This window comes from Providencia sp. wls1914 (assembly GCF_009706645.1).
GTDB lineage: Bacteria > Pseudomonadota > Gammaproteobacteria > Enterobacterales > Enterobacteriaceae > Providencia > Providencia zhijiangensis.
Genome location: NZ_WLUN01000018.1, coordinates 25,854 through 45,308, shown reverse-complemented (window position 1 = coordinate 45,308; position 19,455 = coordinate 25,854). Strand labels below are relative to the sequence as shown.

The 19,455-nt window shown below is 44.3% G+C and carries 13 protein-coding genes and 6 pseudogenes; 13 read left to right on the top strand and 6 right to left on the bottom strand.

Features of this window, described 5'->3' with window-relative positions; translation table 11 throughout:
* Positions 1–60 precede the first annotated feature (60 nt).
* Positions 61–945: a CNNM family magnesium/cobalt transport protein CorC gene (gene corC, locus GKR74_RS17485; RefSeq protein WP_036947644.1), complete on the top strand. Its 885-nt coding sequence runs from the start codon at positions 61–63 to the stop codon at positions 943–945.
* Positions 945–2,480 (top strand): apolipoprotein N-acyltransferase, encoded by a 1,536-nt coding sequence (gene lnt / locus GKR74_RS17480; protein WP_154604624.1) that lies wholly within the window; start codon positions 945–947, stop codon positions 2,478–2,480. Before corC ends, lnt begins: the two co-directional genes overlap by 1 nt.
* 64 nt (positions 2,481–2,544) lie before the next feature.
* On the opposite strand, the gene GKR74_RS17475 is transcribed toward lnt, so the two are convergent.
* Both GKR74_RS17475 and GKR74_RS17470 read right to left on the bottom strand, forming a co-directional pair.
* Positions 2,545–3,468 (bottom strand): sugar kinase, encoded by a 924-nt coding sequence (locus GKR74_RS17475; RefSeq protein ID WP_154604623.1) that lies wholly within the window; start codon positions 3,466–3,468, stop codon positions 2,545–2,547.
* Positions 3,469–3,470: 2 nt separating this feature from the next.
* A pseudogene (locus GKR74_RS17470) lies at positions 3,471–4,487 on the bottom strand (SPFH domain-containing protein); the annotation flags it as partial.
* A 171-nt stretch (positions 4,488–4,658) separates the two neighbouring features.
* Between GKR74_RS17470 and GKR74_RS17465 the strand changes: the two are divergent.
* Positions 4,659–5,369 (top strand): annotated as a pseudogene (locus GKR74_RS17465) (NrtR DNA-binding winged helix domain-containing protein); the annotation flags it as partial.
* Positions 5,370–5,438: 69 nt separating this feature from the next.
* Here the strand turns inward: GKR74_RS17465 and GKR74_RS17460 are convergent.
* The 4 genes and pseudogenes from GKR74_RS17460 to GKR74_RS18330 all read right to left on the bottom strand — a co-directional run bounded on the left by GKR74_RS17460 (position 5,439) and on the right by GKR74_RS18330 (position 9,211).
* On the bottom strand, positions 5,439–5,939 hold the full coding sequence (locus tag GKR74_RS17460) for a protein disulfide oxidoreductase (RefSeq protein ID WP_154604620.1): 501 nt from the start codon (positions 5,937–5,939) through the stop codon (positions 5,439–5,441).
* 7 nt (positions 5,940–5,946) lie between these two features.
* Positions 5,947–6,675: a DsbA family protein gene (locus GKR74_RS17455; RefSeq protein WP_154604619.1), complete on the bottom strand. Its 729-nt coding sequence runs from the start codon at positions 6,673–6,675 to the stop codon at positions 5,947–5,949.
* Positions 6,657–8,750 (bottom strand): annotated as a pseudogene (locus GKR74_RS17450) (protein-disulfide reductase DsbD family protein). Before GKR74_RS17450 ends, GKR74_RS17455 begins: the two are co-directional and overlap by 19 nt.
* Positions 8,751–8,797: 47 nt before the next feature.
* Positions 8,798–9,211, bottom strand: a complete 414-nt coding sequence (locus tag GKR74_RS18330) for a metal resistance protein (RefSeq protein ID WP_420720238.1) — start codon at positions 9,209–9,211, stop codon at positions 8,798–8,800.
* A gap of 521 nt (positions 9,212–9,732) precedes the next feature.
* Between GKR74_RS18330 and GKR74_RS17445 the strand changes: the two genes are divergently transcribed.
* From GKR74_RS17445 to rlmH, 10 genes and pseudogenes are all read left to right on the top strand, one after another.
* A complete protein-coding gene (locus GKR74_RS17445) occupies positions 9,733–10,626 on the top strand; it encodes an amino acid ABC transporter substrate-binding protein (protein ID WP_154604617.1) in 894 nt (297 codons plus the stop codon).
* A gap of 114 nt (positions 10,627–10,740) precedes the next feature.
* Positions 10,741–11,481, top strand: a complete 741-nt coding sequence (locus GKR74_RS17440) for an amino acid ABC transporter permease (protein WP_006662330.1) — start codon at positions 10,741–10,743, stop codon at positions 11,479–11,481.
* Between the two features lies 1 nt (position 11,482).
* A pseudogene (gene gltK, locus GKR74_RS17435) lies at positions 11,483–12,157 on the top strand (glutamate/aspartate ABC transporter permease GltK); the annotation flags it as partial.
* 2 nt (positions 12,158–12,159) lie between these two features.
* A complete protein-coding gene (locus tag GKR74_RS17430) occupies positions 12,160–12,885 on the top strand; it encodes an amino acid ABC transporter ATP-binding protein (protein ID WP_036947670.1) in 726 nt (241 codons plus the stop codon).
* Between the two features lie 513 nt (positions 12,886–13,398).
* Positions 13,399–15,984, top strand: a pseudogene (gene leuS, locus GKR74_RS17425) (leucine--tRNA ligase).
* A gap of 9 nt (positions 15,985–15,993) precedes the next feature.
* Positions 15,994–16,533: an LPS assembly lipoprotein LptE gene (gene lptE, locus GKR74_RS17420; RefSeq protein ID WP_036947677.1), complete on the top strand. Its 540-nt coding sequence runs from the start codon at positions 15,994–15,996 to the stop codon at positions 16,531–16,533.
* A complete protein-coding gene (holA, locus tag GKR74_RS17415) occupies positions 16,533–17,567 on the top strand; it encodes a DNA polymerase III subunit delta (protein ID WP_154604615.1) in 1,035 nt (344 codons plus the stop codon). The genes lptE and holA overlap by 1 nt, the downstream gene beginning before the upstream one ends.
* Before the next feature lie 61 nt (positions 17,568–17,628).
* Positions 17,629–18,285, top strand: coding sequence for a nicotinate-nucleotide adenylyltransferase (nadD, locus tag GKR74_RS17410; RefSeq protein ID WP_154604665.1), 657 nt, complete (start codon positions 17,629–17,631; stop codon positions 18,283–18,285).
* Between the two features lie 353 nt (positions 18,286–18,638).
* Positions 18,639–18,962: pseudogene (rsfS, locus tag GKR74_RS17405) on the top strand (ribosome silencing factor); the annotation flags it as partial.
* A gap of 5 nt (positions 18,963–18,967) precedes the next feature.
* Positions 18,968–19,438, top strand: a complete 471-nt coding sequence (gene rlmH, locus GKR74_RS17400; protein WP_006660942.1) for a 23S rRNA (pseudouridine(1915)-N(3))-methyltransferase RlmH — start codon at positions 18,968–18,970, stop codon at positions 19,436–19,438.
* Positions 19,439–19,455 lie beyond the last annotated feature (17 nt).

Below are 19,455 nucleotides of genomic sequence, written 5' to 3'. Positions count from 1 at the left end.
TACCTAACTCTATGGGTTAGCGATTTTTCTAATTAACTGAGGAATAATAAATTAAACGCCATGAGCGACGATAACTCTTCGAGTAGTGACACCCCTGGGCCTAAGAAAGGTTTTTTTGCATTGTTAAACCAACTTTTCCATGGTGAACCTAAAAACCGTGATGATTTGGTCGAATTAATTCGTGATTCTGAACAAAACGATTTAATTGACCCGGATACCCGTGAAATGCTGGAAGGCGTCATGGATATTGCCGATCAGCGGGTACGTGACATCATGATCCCTCGCTCTCAAATTGTTACCTTAAAACGTAACCAAAGCCTTGATGAGTGCCTCGATGTCATCATCGATTCTGCCCACTCTCGCTTCCCTGTTATCAGCGAAGATAAAGATCATATTGAAGGGCTATTGATGGCAAAAGATTTACTGCCATTTATGCGTACCGACGCAGAACCATTCAGTATTGATAAAGTGTTACGTCAGGCCGTTGTTGTTCCTGAAAGTAAACGAGTAGACCGCTTACTCAAAGAATTCCGTTCCCAGCGTTACCACATGGCCATCGTTATTGATGAGTTCGGCGGTGTCTCTGGTTTAGTGACTATTGAAGATATTTTAGAGCTGATCGTCGGTGAGATTGAAGACGAGTATGACGACCAAGATGATGTGGATATCCGCCAGCTGAGCCGTCATTCGTACTCTGTTCGCGCCTTGACTCAAATCGAAGACTTTAATGACGCCTTTGGCACGCATTTTAGTGATGATGAGGTAGATACCGTTGGGGGCTTAGTGATGCAAGCCTTTGGTCACTTACCATCCCGTGGTGAAACCATTACCATCGATAACTATCAGTTTAAAGTTTCCATGGCGGATAGCCGTCGAATTTTACTGCTTCAAGTAAAAATTCCTGACGATGCCCCAGTGCCTACTTTGGATGAAGAACAGAGTTAATGAACTTATCCTCTACTTATCAAAGCCAGTGGCTACGCCTGCTGCTGGCTTTACTATTCGGAGCCAGTGGTACACTGGCTTTTTCGCCTTTTGACTTCTGGCCCGCCGCTCTCCTTTCTATTTTCTTTCTCCAGCTATTAACCCTACACAGAACCGCTAAGCAAGCTTTTGCTATCGCGTTCGCGTGGGGATTTGGCTTATTTGGCAGCGGCGTCAACTGGGTGTATGTCAGTATCGCCGATTTTGGCGGGATGCCGGATGCCGTTAACGTATTTATCGTTATCTTGCTGGCTGCCTATCTGTCGCTGTACCCTGGCCTATTTGGTCTGCTGCTCAATAAACTCACCCCCAATGCCAATGTTTGGCGCCTAGTGTTGATGGCACCCGCGCTATGGCAAGTGACTGAGTTTCTGCGGGGTTGGGTACTGACTGGTTTCCCATGGCTGCAGTTTGGTTATACCCAGATTGATGGGCCGATGAAATCATTAGCGCCAATTTTTGGTGTTGAGATGATAACCCTGCTGCTATTTAGCATCAGCGGCTTACTCGTCCTGACCGTCATTCGTCGCCGTTTTATCCCTCTGGTTTGTGCGGCTGCGCTGTTGCTGGTTCCACTGTTAGCTAAAAACGTCCAGTGGTTCACGCCTCTGAATGATAAAACCATGGAAGTGGCATTGGTACAGGGAAATATCCCTCAATCGATGAAATGGGAAGCAGGCTTTTTGCAGCAAACCAAAGATCGCTATATCAAGCTTTCCAGCCCTTATATTGGCAAAGCCGATATGATTATTTGGCCTGAATCAGCCATTCCCGTGGTGGAATTGGAAAATCAGCCGTGGCTCAAAGCGCTGGACACATTACTGAATGAAACTAAGACGCGGTTAATTACCGGAACTGTCGATGCAAAACCGGTCAATGGTGATTCGGTATTCTATAACTCCATCATTGTACTCGGAGATAGAAAACCTTACCTTTACCCGACTAAAAATCGCTATAACAAACATCACTTAGTCCCATTCGGTGAGTTCGTCCCATTGGAAGATTTACTTCGTCCGCTTGCGCCATTCTTTAATTTACCAATGTCGGGCTTTAGCCGTGGAGATTATCAACAGCCTCAATTAGCGATTGGTAATATTCATCTAACAGCAACCATTTGCTATGAAATTATTCTGGGTACTCAAGTTAGAGATAACTTCAAACCTGACAGTGACTACTTACTGACAATTTCAAATGATGCTTGGTTTGGTGAATCGATTGGTCCTTGGCAGCATTTCCAAATGGCAAGAATGCGCTCATTAGAACTCGGTCGCCCACTGTTACGTGCCACCAACAATGGCGTAACGGCGGTCATCAGTGCGGATGGTTCCATTCAAGGTATTCTGCCACAGTTCCAAGATGCGGTACTGGCTGAAAAAGTCACACCAACAACGGGATTAACCCCTTATGCTCGTTGGAGTAACTGGCCGATGTGGGGTATGGTCGCTATATTCGGTATTGTCGGATTTACCCTTAATCGTCGTCAAAAACGCCATTAATTAACGCGTTAAACCGATTAAAAATCCCCGACATCTCGATTGATGATTCGGGGATTTTTTTAATCTAACCAATTAATAACCCCTGTGTTTCTGCTATCCCAATTGAGGCAATACAACCTGCGTTGAAATTCAAATAATCATCTTCAATACCATCGGAAAAAATTACGCCATTTTCAGGCATTAAAGACTCTAATTGTAATGGCGAGGTTTGCTCAATGGTACCAAACACTAATTCCGTTCCTGTCATTCGGCTGCGAAAAGGTTCCCTTACGCTGAACTGTAACCGTTTTTCATCCCAACCAAATCCCTGCGATAACGGATGAGAGTGAGTCCCTGCTATCGCCTGAGCCCCAGCAATAATAGATTGAAACCATCCCGTCGACCCCAACCCTGTCGAGACAATAATCCCTGATGACGATTGAAATTCTTGCTGCCCTTGCCATTTCACTCTATAGCGTGCGGATGTATGGCTTTTAGGGCCTATAAATAGGTCGTTAACGGCTAATAGCGTTTGCCCATCGTTGGTTGTAGCTTGCGCAAAAGTAACGGATTTTTGATTCACTTTTCCAGTTAGTGTACGCGTTACCACATCCGATAGCTGCCCAATTTCAAAGGGCAGTAATTTACCATCCCAGCGTGTCGGTTCCGGGTTTATGGCAATCACCGGATGTCCATTAAGGTATTTAAGGGTATTTGCCACTAAACCATCTTGCCCTATGACCACCACGATATCTCGTGCTGAAAACTGGTAGCTAGGTAACAGTTTTCTTTCCAGTAATTGAAAGCGCCCTATCCCTTTTAGCACCGACTCGGCTTGGATTAACTGCCGCTGATACACATCATGTTCAAGTAGGTAATCACTCACTTCAACATCATTATGTTCAAGGTAAAATTTTGCTTGCGACCAGGTATTGAAACGCTCAATTAACTCCTGCATGCGCGTTTTACGCATCACCAACACAAAGCGAACATCATCATGCTGGCTCATTGTTTGGCTCCTTTTTTCATCAATTGACCAAATAAATCTGGCGAGAAGTTAATTTCACCAATTTTACCTGCGTTTTGAGCCAAGGATTCAAACGCCATCGCCATCAACTGCTCTGGGTTCATTTTCGCCAATGCCATCGCCTTCAAATTCTCCACTGGCAATTGGCTATACGCTTTCATTTTAGCTTCGATGGCATAAGCATCCGCTTCTGATTGAGTACGTTGGTTTTCAACACTTAGCGCCACCAGCTCGTTGCGTTTAGCTTCCAAGTTAACCTGAGCGATCAACTCTTCTTGTTCAATTTCAGCACGTTCACGCAGCAATGTGCGCTCATTATCCAACCGAGCTTCTTCGATTTGCTGCTGTTTGGCTTGTACTGATAAATCCGTTTCTAATTCAGCCTCTTTAATGGTTCTTTCCTGCTCAACGGAGAATTTGCGTCTCGCATAAATCGCATCATCAGCTTCTTTCAAAATCGATTCCCGAGCTTGAGCCTCCAATGCTTTTAGCGTTTCAGGGGATGGTGTAATAGCAGAGATCGCCACATCCAAAATTTCTATACCTAACGATTCAAGAGCAGGATGCTCAGACAGTTGCTGAGAAACCAACATCACCAATGGTTGCCCCATGAGTAATGCATCTCGCAAATCGGTACTTTGCGTTTTTGCTTGGATGACAGTTTGCGCACTACGAACCACCCTATCACTCAGCTTTAACGGGTCTTCTGACGCATAAGATTTACCATCTTGAGCAAGGTTAAAATTCAAGACATCCGCTGTTTTTTCTGGGTATTTCACTTGAAATGAAATTTGCCCTTGAATACGTAAGCTTTGGAAATCCGCCGTCTGTAGATTAAAAATAAATGGCGCTTCTTGAGCGTTCAAAGGTAATGCCGCAATGGACGTTTTATCTGCGTTATACCAAAAACTTAATCCTTTACCTTGCTTACGTACTGCACCATTAATGGATTGAATAATGAATGTCGATGAATCTGATTTGAAATATTTAAAATTTAACATGGTCTACCCCACTTAGTGTCTTTGTGAAATCAATTAGTGTCTTTATGACCTTAAATAATTATTGTCTTATGGACACAAATAAGTCAACAATTAAATGTCTTAATGACACTAAATAAATTTTCGCGTATGATTTAACGCAAGACTAAAAACGGGGGAAAGGATCTTAATCACATGACAGAAAAAGAGTTTTTATCTAATTATGATCGACGAGATTATTTAACGCCTTTGCTCACGGTGGATACCGTATTATTCACTTATCATGAAAACACCTTAAAAGTGCTGCTCGTGGAGCGCGCTAATTACCCGCAGAAAGGTCAATGGGGGTTACCAGGTGGGTTCGTTGATGAAAATTGTGATGCTACGTTAGACGATACGGTATATCGCAAATTAAAAGAGAAAACGGGGGTTGTTCCTCCTTATATCGAGCAGTTATGTACCGTAGGAAATTCAGATCGAGATCCTCGAGGCTGGTCCGTAACAGTCTGCTATACCGCACTTATTGCTCACCAAGCCTGCGAAGCGCACATTGAAAGTGTTCATTCCGTTAAATGGGCCTCCATTGAAGAAATTGAAGGCATGACACTGGCTTTCGATCACTACCAGCTTTATTTACAAGCCCGTGAACGCTTACGCCAGAAATCCCTTTATTCCATTGTGCCGGGATTTGCGCTACCGGAAGTATTCACCTTAGCCGAGCTACAACATGTTCATGAGGTTTTAATCGGCAAAGCCATACAGAATAAATCTTTCCGCCGCCGTTTAGACCAAGCTGATTTACTGATTGATACAGGGGAAAAACGCCAAGAACGCGGGCGCCCAGCCAATCTTTATCGCTTAAAATCACAATCGGCTGACTATCGGTTTATTCGTAATCTCGAATTTTGATGAGAGAGTTTAAGATTAGAGTTTGATAAGAAAAATGCCCTTGATGCTGATACCAAGGGCATTTAATTAAAACGAAGCGAACCATAAACGGCTTTTCAGCCCCAGATAACTCGTCCAGCCAGAAGTAAAACTCACCATTTCACCTTTATCGATAATCATAAAGGTCGGTGTTGCTGCCACGCCAACCTGTGCAGCCAACTGACCGTTGGTATCATTCACTACAGGAAAATTTAATTCCTTTTTTTCCATTCCGGCTAACAGTCGAGAAGATTCCCCCGAACGCAGCGCTATCGTCACCACCGGAACCCCTGATTTTGCTAAATCAGAAACGGTTGGTGATGTGAATCGGCAAACACCGCACCATGTTGCCCAGAAATAGACTAATACTGGCTGTTTTTGGCTGAGTTCAGCAATAGAAACCACCTCACCCGTTGCAAGGGTGAGAGGTTCTAATAACACGGGGGCAAGGCTTTGCGGTTTACGCCAAAAGTCCATCACCGTAAAAGCGATCACCAAAATCACCGCTAATACGAGAAGCTCTTTCGACCACTTTTTGAGTCTCCCCATCACGCCATTATTTCGCTTTGCTGAGCTGTTCTTTCACGATGCGTTCAAATTCTTGTGCATCTACAGCGCCTGGGATCATTTCATCACCCACTAACGTCGCAGGCGTACCATTCACGCCCAGCATATTAGCCAGCTCAAGGTTTTTACGGATAGCCGCACGGCTCTTATCACTCGCTTTTAACTTACCATTACCGGTTGCTTGTAGTGCTTCTTTGATATTCGAATCCGACAGCATGCCCTGTTTCGCCATCAGTTTTTGGTGCAATGCTAAGAACGCTTTTGGATTTTCTTGCCATAAAGTCATCGCTAGTTGCGAAGATTCCAGCGAGGTTTCCCCTTTAAATGGCAGGTACTTGATAACAACTGCAACATCCGGGTTTTTCTTAACAATATCTTCTAACAGTGGGTCAAAACGTTTGCAGTATGGGCAGTTAAAGTCAGTAAAGTTTACCAAGACTAATTTTGCGTCTTTCGAACCAATACGTGGGCTAGTCGGGTCATTAAACAGGGCATCATGCTGATCTTTTAATACCTGTTTCATTTGCGCTTGTTGTTTTTCGCCTTGCTTCGCTTGTAAAGCCACAATCGCTTCTTCAAGGATCTCTGGATTCTCAACTAATGTATCGCGTACCAACTTACGAACTTGTGCTTCTTGGTCGGCAGTCAGTGGCGCTGCATGTGCTGTGGCCCCTAATACTAGTGAGGAAAATAAAACAGCTAATATCGTCTTTTTCATTTTTCGGCTCCTTTGGCCTCAGTCATAATTGATAATAAAGTTTCACGATCAAGTATTGTTGACAGTATTTTCCCCTCTGTCAGATTAGGGCCATAAATCTGGTTAAATGGCACTGCTACTTGTCCTCGACGTTGCAAAAATGCCGAGATTTCCGGTGAAGGTTTTGTCCAATCACCCCGTAGCGCGACGACATCCGGCTCACTCAGTAAGTGCTGAATTTCGTCATTAAGTAGGACGTTATATTTATTCGCCTTACACGTCACACACCAGTCTGCGGTCACATCAATAAACACACGTTTATTATCTGCCAGCGCTTGTGTGATTGCGTCTTCAGACAGTGTTTGCCATTGAACCTTATCGGAAGCTAGCGTTTGGTGACCTTGCTGTTGATCTATCGCCATCCAAGCAAACCCAGCACCCAATGCCGAGAATAATAGGAATGGGAAAATTGCCGCACGTACGCCTCGGTTCTTAAGAATAAATAACACTAAGATTAATAAAAACAGTACGGCGATAACGGTCGCGGTCATTGCACCAAAATGGGGAATTAATAAGCTGATTAACCATAAGCAGGAAACCAACATCATCAAGCCCAATATCGCGCGTAATTTCAGCATCCACGTTCCCGGCTTCGGCAACGCTTTCGCAATCACAGGGAACGCTGCAATCAGTAGCCACGGAAGGCTCATTCCGATACCTAACGCCGTGAAAATCAGCCACAACTCTGACATTGGTGCCGCTAAGGCGAAGGCGACAGCCGTGCCCAAAAAGGGTGCAGAACAAGGTGTAGCTAAGAGTGTCGCGAAGACCCCTTGCCAGAAATGCCCACTATTACCCTGTCCACCAGCGGTGGCTAGGCGCGTATTCGCTTTGCTGCCTAGGTTAATTTCAAACAACCCAAATAAATTCGCAGTAAACAGCGCCGTAATGAGCACCATAAAACCGATAAACCACGGGCTTTGGAATTGAATACCCCAACCAACAACCTGTTGTCCCCATCGTAAAAATGTCATCAACAAGGCTAATAGCCAGAATGAGACCAAAATTCCCGATGAAGAGAGCAAGAATTGCCGACGAATGGTATTTTGTTCACCTTGAGGAACCAATAAGACAGAGCCGAGTTTCATCGCCAGTACAGGCAAGACACACGGCATTAAGTTCAGGATCAGACCGCCAAGTAGCGCAAATAGAACTATCTGCCATAAACCCAGCGCGTGCCCACTGTCATCCCCAGATGCAGAACCGGTATAAGGCACGACATTGCCATGAATTTGCTGAGATAACTCACCGTCCGCTACGACAAATGAAACCGTTTTACCAACAAGATTAGGCGCTTCGCCGCCCCAGTCATCGCTAACATCAATGGTGGCGGTTAATTTGTTGCCAGAATATTTTAGGGATGGAACCCCAAGGCTCGCGCCATCCACAACATCGGTAAACAGATGTGGGTCAATCCACGTATTATCGGCGGCTTTTTGTAACTCTACCGTCAATTTATTGCCAGCAAAGCCAAATTGCGCCTGTTCAACAAGCCCACTAGCTGCAGGCACGCTGCCTTTTGCTTGATTAAATGCCCAGCTAAAATCCGCAGGAGCCGGTTCAGTGAGATCTAATTCAAAAGGATAGTCAGTTAAAATACAAACATTGCTGCACGTAGATAATGTCAGTGTGCCTGATAATTTATCAAGATGCTCACTGCTGGTGACTGTAATAGGGAAAACCACGTCTCCCATATAACCTTGTGTCGACACGCCAGCGACATCAAAACGCCCCGGTGTGGGCCATAGCCACTCCACGGTTTTGACGGGTGAAGACCAGCTTATTTCTGGAGCAACGCCCCCTTCTCCCGGTGAGCGCCAATAAGTCTTCCAGCCATCATCGAGTTTTACATCCAGTAAAATATCGACCTTGCCCTCTTTTTGTGCAGAGCTCAGCAAGCGAACCTGCACATGGCTCGGTGTGTTTGCGGTCATAAAACCCGTGTTTGCAGGTTGCAACCAGCCTGTATCCGCAGCCTGTAAGCTGCTAGAAAATACAGTGAATAAAACAATTAACGCATTAATAAAAAAACGCATGATCCCTCCAGAATAAATAACAGCGACGAACAATAAGCCGCGGCTTTCTAATCCCGAAGATTACAGAATTGTAGATGACGCCGAACGCCAGGTGGGGAATGGCTCTCTTCACGGTTTGCTCTATATATAAATAGCCTAGTGCAAAAGATAGCGAATGCCGCTAAAGAAAGAAATATAAAAAAGAGAGGCTCTATCACAGCAGGAACAAGAGTAAGGAGTGACTTGGAACTTAATTCACACGTTGAAAGTTTAACGGGCTTGCTATTTTGTTCATTTATATCAGAAAGATAATGCTCTGAGGAAAGCTGGATTTGATTCGCTACCGCAGAAGCTTGTGTCGAAGTAGATGTCAACATTGAGGCGAATAGACGCTCCCCGACGGCTCTTTGATTCATACAAATCAACACCATCAGACAGGCAAACAGCACTAATCCTTTACCTAGCTTCATCGACCTCGTCATGTCTGTCTCAGATTATCTTCCTGAATTCACAATAATTAGCTAATTAAGTTAATAACAGGTTACATCTTACACAGGCAAATAAGCAACACAAGCACCATCATCTAACTTTACAAACAGTTCTCATCTATAAAATTCACTATTTTTTGCATTTTATCCGAAAAGCGGCATAGAACTTGCTACTTACTTAATAAATAGCAAAACGAAACTATTTTGCACACTTTCGGTGCACGATAGTCGAGTTTCGGCAGTTTGTCTCTTTATTGGTGTCGCAGTTCACAGCTGCCTAAATAATATGCGAGACAGCTCCCGAATTTAAAACAATTTGTTTTCAAAACTCATATTTTTTAATTACTTTTTAACAATAATAAAACATACAGCCGATGATCGTGTCATGATGAAAACCTCACGAAACATCTGCAAACACAACACCACAAAACCAAAATAAATCGAGCAATGTATCGTTAAAACACACACCTCGAAATATGGCGGATTGACACCGATGTTCTAAAGGAGCTGTAATTATGCGTATTAGCAAGCTTGTTTTAACAATGATGCTTTTGGGTGCAACCTGCGCAGTTCAAGCAGAAGAATTAAACGGTACTCTGAAAAAAATCAAAGATAACGGTGTGATTGTCGTGGGTCACCGCGAATCATCAGTGCCATTCTCTTACTATGATAATAATCAGAAAGTTGTTGGCTACTCACAAGACTATTCCAACCTCATTGTTGATGCAGTGAAAAAGAAACTCAATATGCCTGATTTACAGGTGAAATTGATCCCTATCACCTCGCAGAACCGTATTCCATTACTGCAAAACGGCACATTTGATTTCGAATGTGGCTCCACAACAAATAACCTAGAGAGACAAAAACAAGCAGCCTTCTCTAACACCATTTTCGTGGTCGGTACTCGACTGCTGGCGAAAAAAGACTCCGGTATCAAAGACTTTGCTGATTTAGCTGGCAAAAACGTGGTTGTCACTTCAGGAACAACATCAGAAGTGATCCTGAATAAGTTAAATGATGAGAAAAACATGAAGATGCGCATTATCAGTGCTAAAGACCACGGTGACTCATTCCGTACTTTAGAATCTGGTCGTGCGGTTGCCTTTATGATGGATGATGCCCTATTAGCTGGTGAGCGCGCAAAAGCGAAACAACCGGATATCTGGGAAATCGTAGCAAAACCGCAAACTGAAGAAGCTTACGGCTGTATGCTGCGTAAAGATGACCCACAATTCAAAGCATTAGTCGATGAAACTATCTCAACTGCACAAAAATCTGGCGCAGCGGAAAAATCATTCGACCGCTGGTTTAATCAACCAATCCCACCGAAGAACCTGAATCTGAAGTTTACGTTATCTGATGAAATGAAAGCGCTGTTCAAATCACCAAACGATAAAGCATTAAACTAATAAAAAAGACAAACAGGGTGTTACTGAAGTAGGAGTCGCAAGGCGGTCGTTCCCGCCTTGCTTTCTCTTATTGCGGTATTCGGGACAATCAAATTGCCCACAGGAAGTCATATTATGTCAATTAATTGGAACTGGGGGATATTCCTTGAGAATGCCCCATTTGGGAATACCACCTATTTAGGGTGGCTAATATCTGGCCTAGAAGTCACTGTCACGCTATCCATCTGCGCTTGGATCATCGCCTTTCTAGTTGGCTCATTTTTCGGTATTTTACGCACAGTACCTAATCGCTTTTTAGCCTTTTTAGGGACTGCTTACGTTGAATTATTCCGTAACGTTCCGCTGATTGTTCAGTTCTTCACTTGGTATTTAGTGATCCCTGAACTGCTACCACAATCCATCGGAGATTGGTTTAAAATGGAGTTAGATCCTAACTACCAGTTTTTCCTCTCTTCCATGCTATGCCTTGGCTTGTTTACGGCTGCGCGAATGACTGAGCAAGTTCGTGCTGCCATTCAATCTCTACCAAGAGGGCAACGTAATGCCGCGCTTGCGATGGGGCTAACTCTGCCACAAACCTATCGCTATGTACTGCTACCGAATGCTTATCGCGTCATTTTACCACCGATGACTTCGGAAATGCTGAACTTGGTAAAAAACTCTGCTATCGCATCCACTATCGGGTTAGTGGATATGGCGGCACAAGCAGGAAAATTACTCGATTACTCCGCCCATGCTTGGGAATCTTTTACAGCAATCACGCTCGCATATGTCGGTATCAACTTGATTATTATGCTGCTAATGAGCTTGCTTGAGCGCAAAGTGCGCTTACCCGGCACACTAGGAGGACGCTAAGATGGCTTATCAATTTGATTGGAGTTCCATTGAGCCAAGCATCCCATTCTTAGTGGATGGCTTTATTATCACAGCCAAAATTACGGCAGCTGCCATTGTAGTTGGGATTTTATGGGGAACCGTACTCGCCGTTATGCGTTTATCCAGCATTAAGCCACTGCGTTGGCTGGCGGCCTTTTACGTCAACACCTTCCGGTCAGTTCCATTAGTTATGGTACTGTTTTGGTTCTATTTAGTTGTGCCTAACATATTACAAAATGTTCTAGGCTTATCACCAAAAAATGATATTCGTTTAATATCCGCAGTGGTAGCCTTCTGTCTTTTTGAAGCGGCTTACTACTCTGAAATTATCCGTGCAGGTATTCAAAGTATCTCGAAAGGTCAGGCAAGCGCCTCCCTCGCTTTAGGTATGACCCAAATGCAAACCATGCGTTTAGTCGTATTACCGCAAGCATTCAGAGCGATGGTGCCATTATTGCTGACCCAAGGTATTGTATTATTCCAAGATACCTCTTTAGTGTATGTTCTTGGGCTAACCGACTTCTTCAGAACCGCTACCAATATTGGTGAGCGTGACGGTACACAAGTCGAAATGATACTCTTTGCGGGACTCATCTACTTTATTTTCAGTTTCGGCGCTTCAATGCTGGTGAATTATCTTAAGAAAAGGACTGTTTCATGATTACCCTGAAAAATGTATCGAAATGGTATGGCCAATTTCAGGTGCTCACAGATTGCACAACTGAAGTCAAAAAAGGCGAAGTTGTGGTTGTATGCGGGCCGTCTGGTTCTGGTAAATCCACATTAATAAAAACAGTAAATGGGTTGGAGCCAATTCAACAGGGTGAAATTTTCGTTAACGATATCCAAGTTAATAGCAAAAAAACTGACCTTGCGAAGCTGCGCTCAAAAGTCGGCATGGTGTTCCAACACTTTGAACTGTTCCCTCACCTTTCCATTATTGAGAACCTAACATTAGCGCAAGTTAAAGTGTTAAATCGCGACAAAAAAGCCGCTGAAGCTAAAGGCTTAAAATTACTGGAGCGTGTGGGATTGGCGAGCCATGCCAATAAATTCCCTGCGCAGCTCTCTGGTGGTCAACAGCAACGTGTCGCCATCGCTCGCGCGCTGTGTATGGATCCGATTGCCATGCTGTTTGATGAACCAACTTCTGCCCTCGATCCAGAAATGATCAACGAAGTGCTGGATGTTATGGTGGAGTTAGCGAATGAAGGTATGACCATGATGGTGGTAACACACGAAATGGGCTTTGCGAAAAAAGTGGCTAACCGTGTGATTTTTATGGATGAAGGGAAAATCATCGAAGATAGTAAAAAAGAGGATTTCTTCGCCAATCCGAAATCAGACCGCGCGAAAGATTTTCTGGCAAAAATCTTACATTAATCTCGCTTTAGGTTGCAGAAAGTCCGACAGGGCTTTTTGCAACTTTTCTCTCAGCTTTTCTTACCCACACAAAATTCACCTCGTTTTCTTAATTGGCACTTTTCCGCGCTTGAAATCTCTTAAAAAATTATCTAACGTGTTCTAAGTTCAAATAAAATTGCGAACAAAGCAAATTCACCCTGAAATAGTTCAAGTTTTAGGTAGTAAATTGAATTATGATAGGCGATACGCTTATTATTTTGTGCGCGCTCTTAGTTTCATCAACGTATGGCAATATCAACGTATCGCCAACCACTATGTAGCACAAAATATAACAAACAGCTGAAACAGCAAGACCAAGTCCCTGTAAATTCATCTAATCGACGATTCATCGTTTTTTACAGACACAATGGCTTTCGGCATTGTTGTTTTCATGTGTGATCCGCTATGCTATGCGGATCCATTTTATAGAAAAGACATTCACCTGCTACAGACTAAACTGTAGCGATTATTCACCATAGGATTATCGGTGCCATGCAAGAACAATATCGTCCAGAAGATATAGAGCCTAAAGTACAGCGTCACTGGGATGAACACCAAACGTTCAAAGTGACAGAAGACAACAGCAAAGAAAAATACTACTGCCTGTCCATGCTACCTTACCCTTCTGGTCGACTACACATGGGCCACGTTCGTAACTACACCATTGGTGACGTGATCTCCCGCTACCAGCGTATGCTGGGTAAAAACGTTCTGCAACCAATTGGTTGGGATGCGTTTGGTCTGCCAGCTGAAGGTGCTGCTGTTAAAAATAACACCGCGCCTGCACCATGGACTTACGCCAATATCGATTACATGAAAGGTCAGCTGAAAATGCTGGGCTTCGGTTACGATTGGAACCGCGAAGTGACCACCTGTACGCCAGAATATTACCGTTGGGAACAGTGGTTCTTCACTAAGCTGTATGAAAAAGGCTTGGTCTACAAAAAAACCTCCGCAGTAAACTGGTGTCCACATGACTTAACCGTTCTCGCAAACGAACAAGTTATCGACGGCTGCTGCTGGCGCTGCGATAGCCAAGTTGAGCGTAAAGAGATCCCTCAGTGGTTTATCAAAATCACCGACTACGCTGAAGAACTGCTCAATGACTTGGACAAACTGGAAGATTGGCCAGAACAAGTTAAAACCATGCAGCGCAACTGGATTGGTCGCTCAGAAGGTGTGGAAATCACTTTTGATGTTGCCGACCGTGCAGACAAATTAACCGTCTACACCACCCGCCCAGATACCTTTATGGGCGCGACTTATGTGGCGGTTGCTGCAGGTCACCCATTAGCGCAAGAAGCTGCCAAAGCGAATAGCGAATTAGCCGACTTTATCGATGAGTGCCGTAATACCAAAACCGCAGAAGCGGATATGGCAACCATGGAGAAAAAAGGTCTGGCAACAGGTCTGTATGTCGTTCATCCATTAACCCAAGAAAAATTACCAATTTGGGTCGCGAACTTTGTTCTGATGGAATACGGCACAGGCGCAGTGATGGCCGTTCCAGCTCACGACCAACGTGACTGGGAATTTGCCCATAAATACAACCTGCCAATCAAAGCAGTGATTGCAGATGCTGAAGGCAACACACCTGACTTATCTCAAGAAGCGATGACTGAGAAAAATGCCCTGATCAACTCAGGTGAGTTTACTGGTTTAAGCAACGAAGCTGGCTTCAACGCGATCGCAGATAAACTGGTTTCGCTTGGTGCGGGTCAACGCAAAGTCAATTATCGCTTACGTGACTGGGGTGTTTCCCGTCAACGTTACTGGGGCGCGCCAATTCCAATGGCAACCTTAGAAGATGGTACCGTAGTTCCAGTTCCTGAAGACCAATTACCGGTTATTTTACCGGAAGATGTCACCATGAACGGTATCACTAGCCCGATTAAAGCGGATCCTGAGTGGGCAAAAACCACCATTAATGGTCAACCAGCGCTGCGTGAAACCGATACGTTCGATACCTTTATGGAATCATCTTGGTACTACGCACGTTACACTTGTCCACAATACGATGATGGCATGTTGAACCCAGAAGCAGCAAACTACTGGCTGCCAGTGGATCAATACATCGGCGGTATTGAACACGCCATCATGCACTTAATGTATTTCCGCTTCTTCCACAAATTAATGCGTGATGCAGGTCTGGTGAACTCTGATGAGCCAGCAAAACGTTTACTGTGCCAAGGTATGGTTCTGGCTGATGCCTTCTACTACACCGGTAGCGATGGTCATCGTGTATGGGTTTCTCCTGCGGATGCAATTGTTGAACGTGATGACAAAAACCGTATTACTAAAGCGGTAGACAGCGAAGGCCATGAACTGGTTTATACTGGTATGAGCAAGATGTCTAAATCTAAGAACAACGGTATCGACCCGCAATTAATGGTCGAAAAATACGGTGCTGATACCGTCCGTCTGTTCATGATGTTCGCTGCGCCACCAGAATTAACGCTGGAGTGGCAAGAGTCTAGCGTTGAAGGGGCTAACCGTTTCGTTCGTCGTGTATGGCGTTTAGTTCATGAACACGCACAAAAAGGTGCAACTCAGCCATTAGACATCAGCGCATTAACTGCAGAACAAAAAGATTTACGTCGCGACTTACATAAAACCATCGCAAAAGTGACTGACGATGTGGGTCGTCGTTACGCATTCAACACCGCTATCGCAGCGGTCATGGAATTTATGAACAAGTTAGTTCGCGCTCCGCAAGAAACTGAGCAAGACCGCGCTTTAGTTCAAGAATCCTTGGATGCTATCACGCTGATGTTATCGCCAATCATTCCACACGCTTGTTTCGAAATGTGGAAAGCATTAGGTCACAATGACGATATCGATTTTGCAAGCTGGCCTGTGGCTGACGAACAAGCCATGATCGACGATACTAAACTGGTTGTTGTTCAAGTTAACGGTAAAGTACGCGGTCGTATTACGGTACCTGCTGATGCTAACCAAGAATTCGTTCTGGAAATGGCATCACAAGAAGGCAGCGTCGCGAAATACCTCGAAGGCGTTAGCATCCGTAAAGTCATTTACGTACCTGGTAAATTACTGAACTTAGTTGTTGGCTGATAAGGAGCCCAAGTGCGCTATCTGATAACTCTATTTCTCAGCCTGTCGGTGCTCGTCACCGCAGGTTGCGGTTTTCGTCTTCAAGGAACCACGCAACTTCCCGAAGAACTGAAAACGTTACAGTTAAGTTCTGGCGACCCATACAGTTACCAAACTCGTGCGGTCAGGGAACAGCTGCGACTCAATAACGTGACTCTGCTCGATTCTGGTCGCGCTGATGTGCCTATTTTGAAAATCGTAGGTTCAACAGAAAGCACCGATACCGTCTCGATTTATCAAGATGGTAAAGCGGCGGAGAAACAACTGACACTGGTCATGAAGGCGCAAGTGTTAATGCCGGATGGCGCTATTTATCCGCTGGAAACAAAAGTTGTGCGGACTTTCTTTGATAACCCGTTAGAAGCGCTCGCAAAAGATGCTGAGAACGAGATTGTGAAGCAAGAGATGCAACAACAAGCAGCACGTAACATCGTGCGCAAACTGCTTCTGGTTCACAGTGCTGAGTTAGAAAAAGCGAAAGCGCAAGCGGCTGAGAAACCTGTTGCCGAATAATGATACGCATTTATCCTGAACAGCTGGCCTCTTCGTTACAAGAGTCTCTAAGAGGCCGCTATCTCATTTGGGGCTCCGAGCCCCTTCTTATTCAAGAAAGCCAAGATGCTATCCGCCAAGTTGCACGCCAGCAAGGTTTTGAAGAGCATTTTACTTTCGCTTTAGAGCAAAATACGGATTGGAATGAAATTTTTAGTCTCTGCCAAGCGCTGAGTCTATTTGCCAGTCGCCAAATGCTCACCCTGTTCTTGCCTGAAAATGGCCCGAATGCAGCAATGGCAGACAAGCTAACGCAGCTTGCAGGTTTACTTCATTCCGATCTGCTATTAGTTCTACGCGGACATAAACTCACCAAAGCGCAAGAAAATAGTGCTTGGTTCAAAGCCATCAGCCAAGATGGTATCTATGTCAGTTGCCTAACGCCTGAATACCAGCGTTTGCCGCAGTGGGTCTCTAAACGTGCTAGCCAAATGCGGCTCTCATTAGAAACTGAAGCAAACCAATTACTTTGCTATTGCTATGAAGGTAATTTATTGGGATTAGCGCAAGCGCTGGAGAGACTTTCCCTGCTCTATCCGGATGGAAAGCTCACTTACCCTCGTGTCGAGAGTGCGGTGAATGATTCCGCCCACTTTACGCCCTACCATTGGGTTGATGCGATCCTAGCCGGTAAGCCGCGCCGTTCATGGCATATCCTTGAACAGCTCAAGCAAGAAGATGTTGAACCTGTCATTTTACTGCGAGCTATCCAACGGGAATTAATGTTGCTGATCACGTTAAAACGTCAATCCGCTACCACCTCATTAAAAACGCTATTTGACCAACATAAAGTTTGGCAAAACCGTCGAGGATTGTTAGGCGAGGCGCTGCAACGTTTGAGCTTACATCAATTACAATCTGCGTTAATGCTGCTCACCCAAGCTGAAATTCACACTAAGCAGGATTTTTCTCACTCTTCATGGCCGGATTTGCAATCTCTTTCCATGGTGTTATGCGGTAAAACCGATGCTGAACATTTTATTTTGCCGCGATAATAGCCGGTAGCTCAGTAAAACACAGATAAACAAATCACCTGATATCAAATGGTAATGAATGATGAACGCTAAACCACAAGGTCTACAAGCGCTATTTGGGGGAACTTTTGACCCTATTCATTATGGGCATCTACGCCCTGTTGAAGCATTAGCTAATCAGGTGGGACTGCAAAAAGTGATTTTGCTGCCAAACCATGTTCCACCTCATCGACCTCAACCGGAAGCTAGCCCTACCCAGCGATTAGAAATGGTAAAACTGGCCATTCAAAATAACCCGCTGTTTACTGTTGATACGCGAGAACTCCAGCGAAACACACCCTCTTTTACAATCGAAACGCTCAGTGAATTGCGTCAAGAACTTGGTCAGAAACAGCCTCTCGCGTTCATTATTGGTCAAGATTCCCTGTTATCCATTAATACCTGGCATGGCTGGACTCAGCTATTGGATAAATGCCATCTGCTAGTCTGCGCGAGACCTGGTTACGCCACACATTTTAGCGATCCTGACATGCAACAGTGGATGCAACAGCATCAAGTACAAGACCCGCAAATATTGAGCCAAACGCCCTGTGGTTCGATTTTTATTGGCGACACACCACTGGTTAATATTTCAGCAACTGAAATACGTGAACAACTCAGCGAAGGTCAGGCTTGTGAGGATTTACTGCCTCGTGCGGTTTATCACTATATTCAACAGCAACATTTGTATCAAAAATAAGCAATTTTATTTCTATTAACCAAATAGGAATGTCAGCAAATAATTTATTCTCTTTTATTCACTTAATTTCGATTTAATTAATTGCACAACTCAGCGCTTATTCTAGAATATTGATACGCAAGAGATAGGGATATTTTATTTGTAAAGTTACGATAATTATCTTGCCCAATGGATAAGATATCCCTATAAATTGCCCTCTTACGCCAATAAAAAATAATTTAGCCGATTTTTGTGAAAATCTGGGGTAAAATGGCGACACTTTGCTAGGGGGATCCCCCGCTAGAAAGCACAATGATGAATAGTCTTTAACAAGAATAGTGTTTAACAAGAGATTCTCTCAATTTGAATGAAAGGTGAACCTTTTGCAAGGAACTGAACTCCAAAAATTTATTATCGATCAACTTGAAGATGCGAAAGCTGAAGATATCATTTCGATCGATGTCCATGGGAAATCAAGTGTTACTGACCAAATGATCATCTGCACAGGGACCTCAACTCGTCACCTGATGTCTGTGGCTGATCGTTTAATTGATGCGTGCCGTAAAAATGGCTTAATGCCTCTCGGTGTTGAAGGTCAAGGCATTTCAGACTGGATTGTTGTCGACCTTGGTGATGCCATCGTCCATATCATGCAAGATGAAAGCCGCCGCATGTACGAACTTGAAAAGCTCTGGAGCTGAGTTTGAAATTACAACTCATCGCTGTCGGAACTAAAATGCCGGACTGGGTACAGACCGGCTTTATGGATTACCTTCACCGTTTTCCCAAAGATATGCCTTTCGAATTAACCGAAATCCCCGCAGGAAAACGTGGAAAAAATGCAGACATCAAACGCATTCTCGAAAAAGAAGGTGAATTGATGCTTGCCGCTGTCGGCAAAGGCAATCGTATCGTCACACTGGATATTCCAGGGGATCGTTGGGACACACCCAAATTAGCCGTACAGTTAGACAAGTGGAAACAAGATGGTCGTAATGTCAGTCTGTTAATTGGTGGGCCTGAAGGACTTGCTCCGGCATGTAAAGATGCCGCAGAACAAAGTTGGTCTCTATCACCACTAACACTACCCCATCCGCTAGTTCGCGTCCTTGTTGCCGAAAGTCTTTATCGGGCATGGAGTATTACGACTAATCACCCATATCATCGGGAATAGTTAGGAATTAATTTGTA

Bases quoted from the DNA above. Each gene is read 5' to 3' on its own strand.
- corC (WP_036947644.1), top strand. From the start codon at position 61: ATGAGCGACGATAACTCTTCGAGTAGTGACACCCCTGGGCCTAAGAAA.
- lnt (WP_154604624.1), top strand. From the start codon at position 945: ATGAACTTATCCTCTACTTATCAAAGCCAGTGGCTACGCCTGCTGCTG.
- GKR74_RS17475 (WP_154604623.1), bottom strand. From the start codon at position 3,468: ATGAGCCAGCATGATGATGTTCGCTTTGTGTTGGTGATGCGTAAAACG.
- GKR74_RS17460 (WP_154604620.1), bottom strand. From the start codon at position 5,939: ATGGGGAGACTCAAAAAGTGGTCGAAAGAGCTTCTCGTATTAGCGGTG.
- GKR74_RS17455 (WP_154604619.1), bottom strand. From the start codon at position 6,675: ATGAAAAAGACGATATTAGCTGTTTTATTTTCCTCACTAGTATTAGGG.
- GKR74_RS18330 (WP_420720238.1), bottom strand. From the start codon at position 9,211: ATGACGAGGTCGATGAAGCTAGGTAAAGGATTAGTGCTGTTTGCCTGT.
- GKR74_RS17445 (WP_154604617.1), top strand. From the start codon at position 9,733: ATGCGTATTAGCAAGCTTGTTTTAACAATGATGCTTTTGGGTGCAACC.
- GKR74_RS17440 (WP_006662330.1), top strand. From the start codon at position 10,741: ATGTCAATTAATTGGAACTGGGGGATATTCCTTGAGAATGCCCCATTT.
- GKR74_RS17430 (WP_036947670.1), top strand. From the start codon at position 12,160: ATGATTACCCTGAAAAATGTATCGAAATGGTATGGCCAATTTCAGGTG.
- holA (WP_154604615.1), top strand. From the start codon at position 16,533: ATGATACGCATTTATCCTGAACAGCTGGCCTCTTCGTTACAAGAGTCT.
- nadD (WP_154604665.1), top strand. From the start codon at position 17,629: ATGAACGCTAAACCACAAGGTCTACAAGCGCTATTTGGGGGAACTTTT.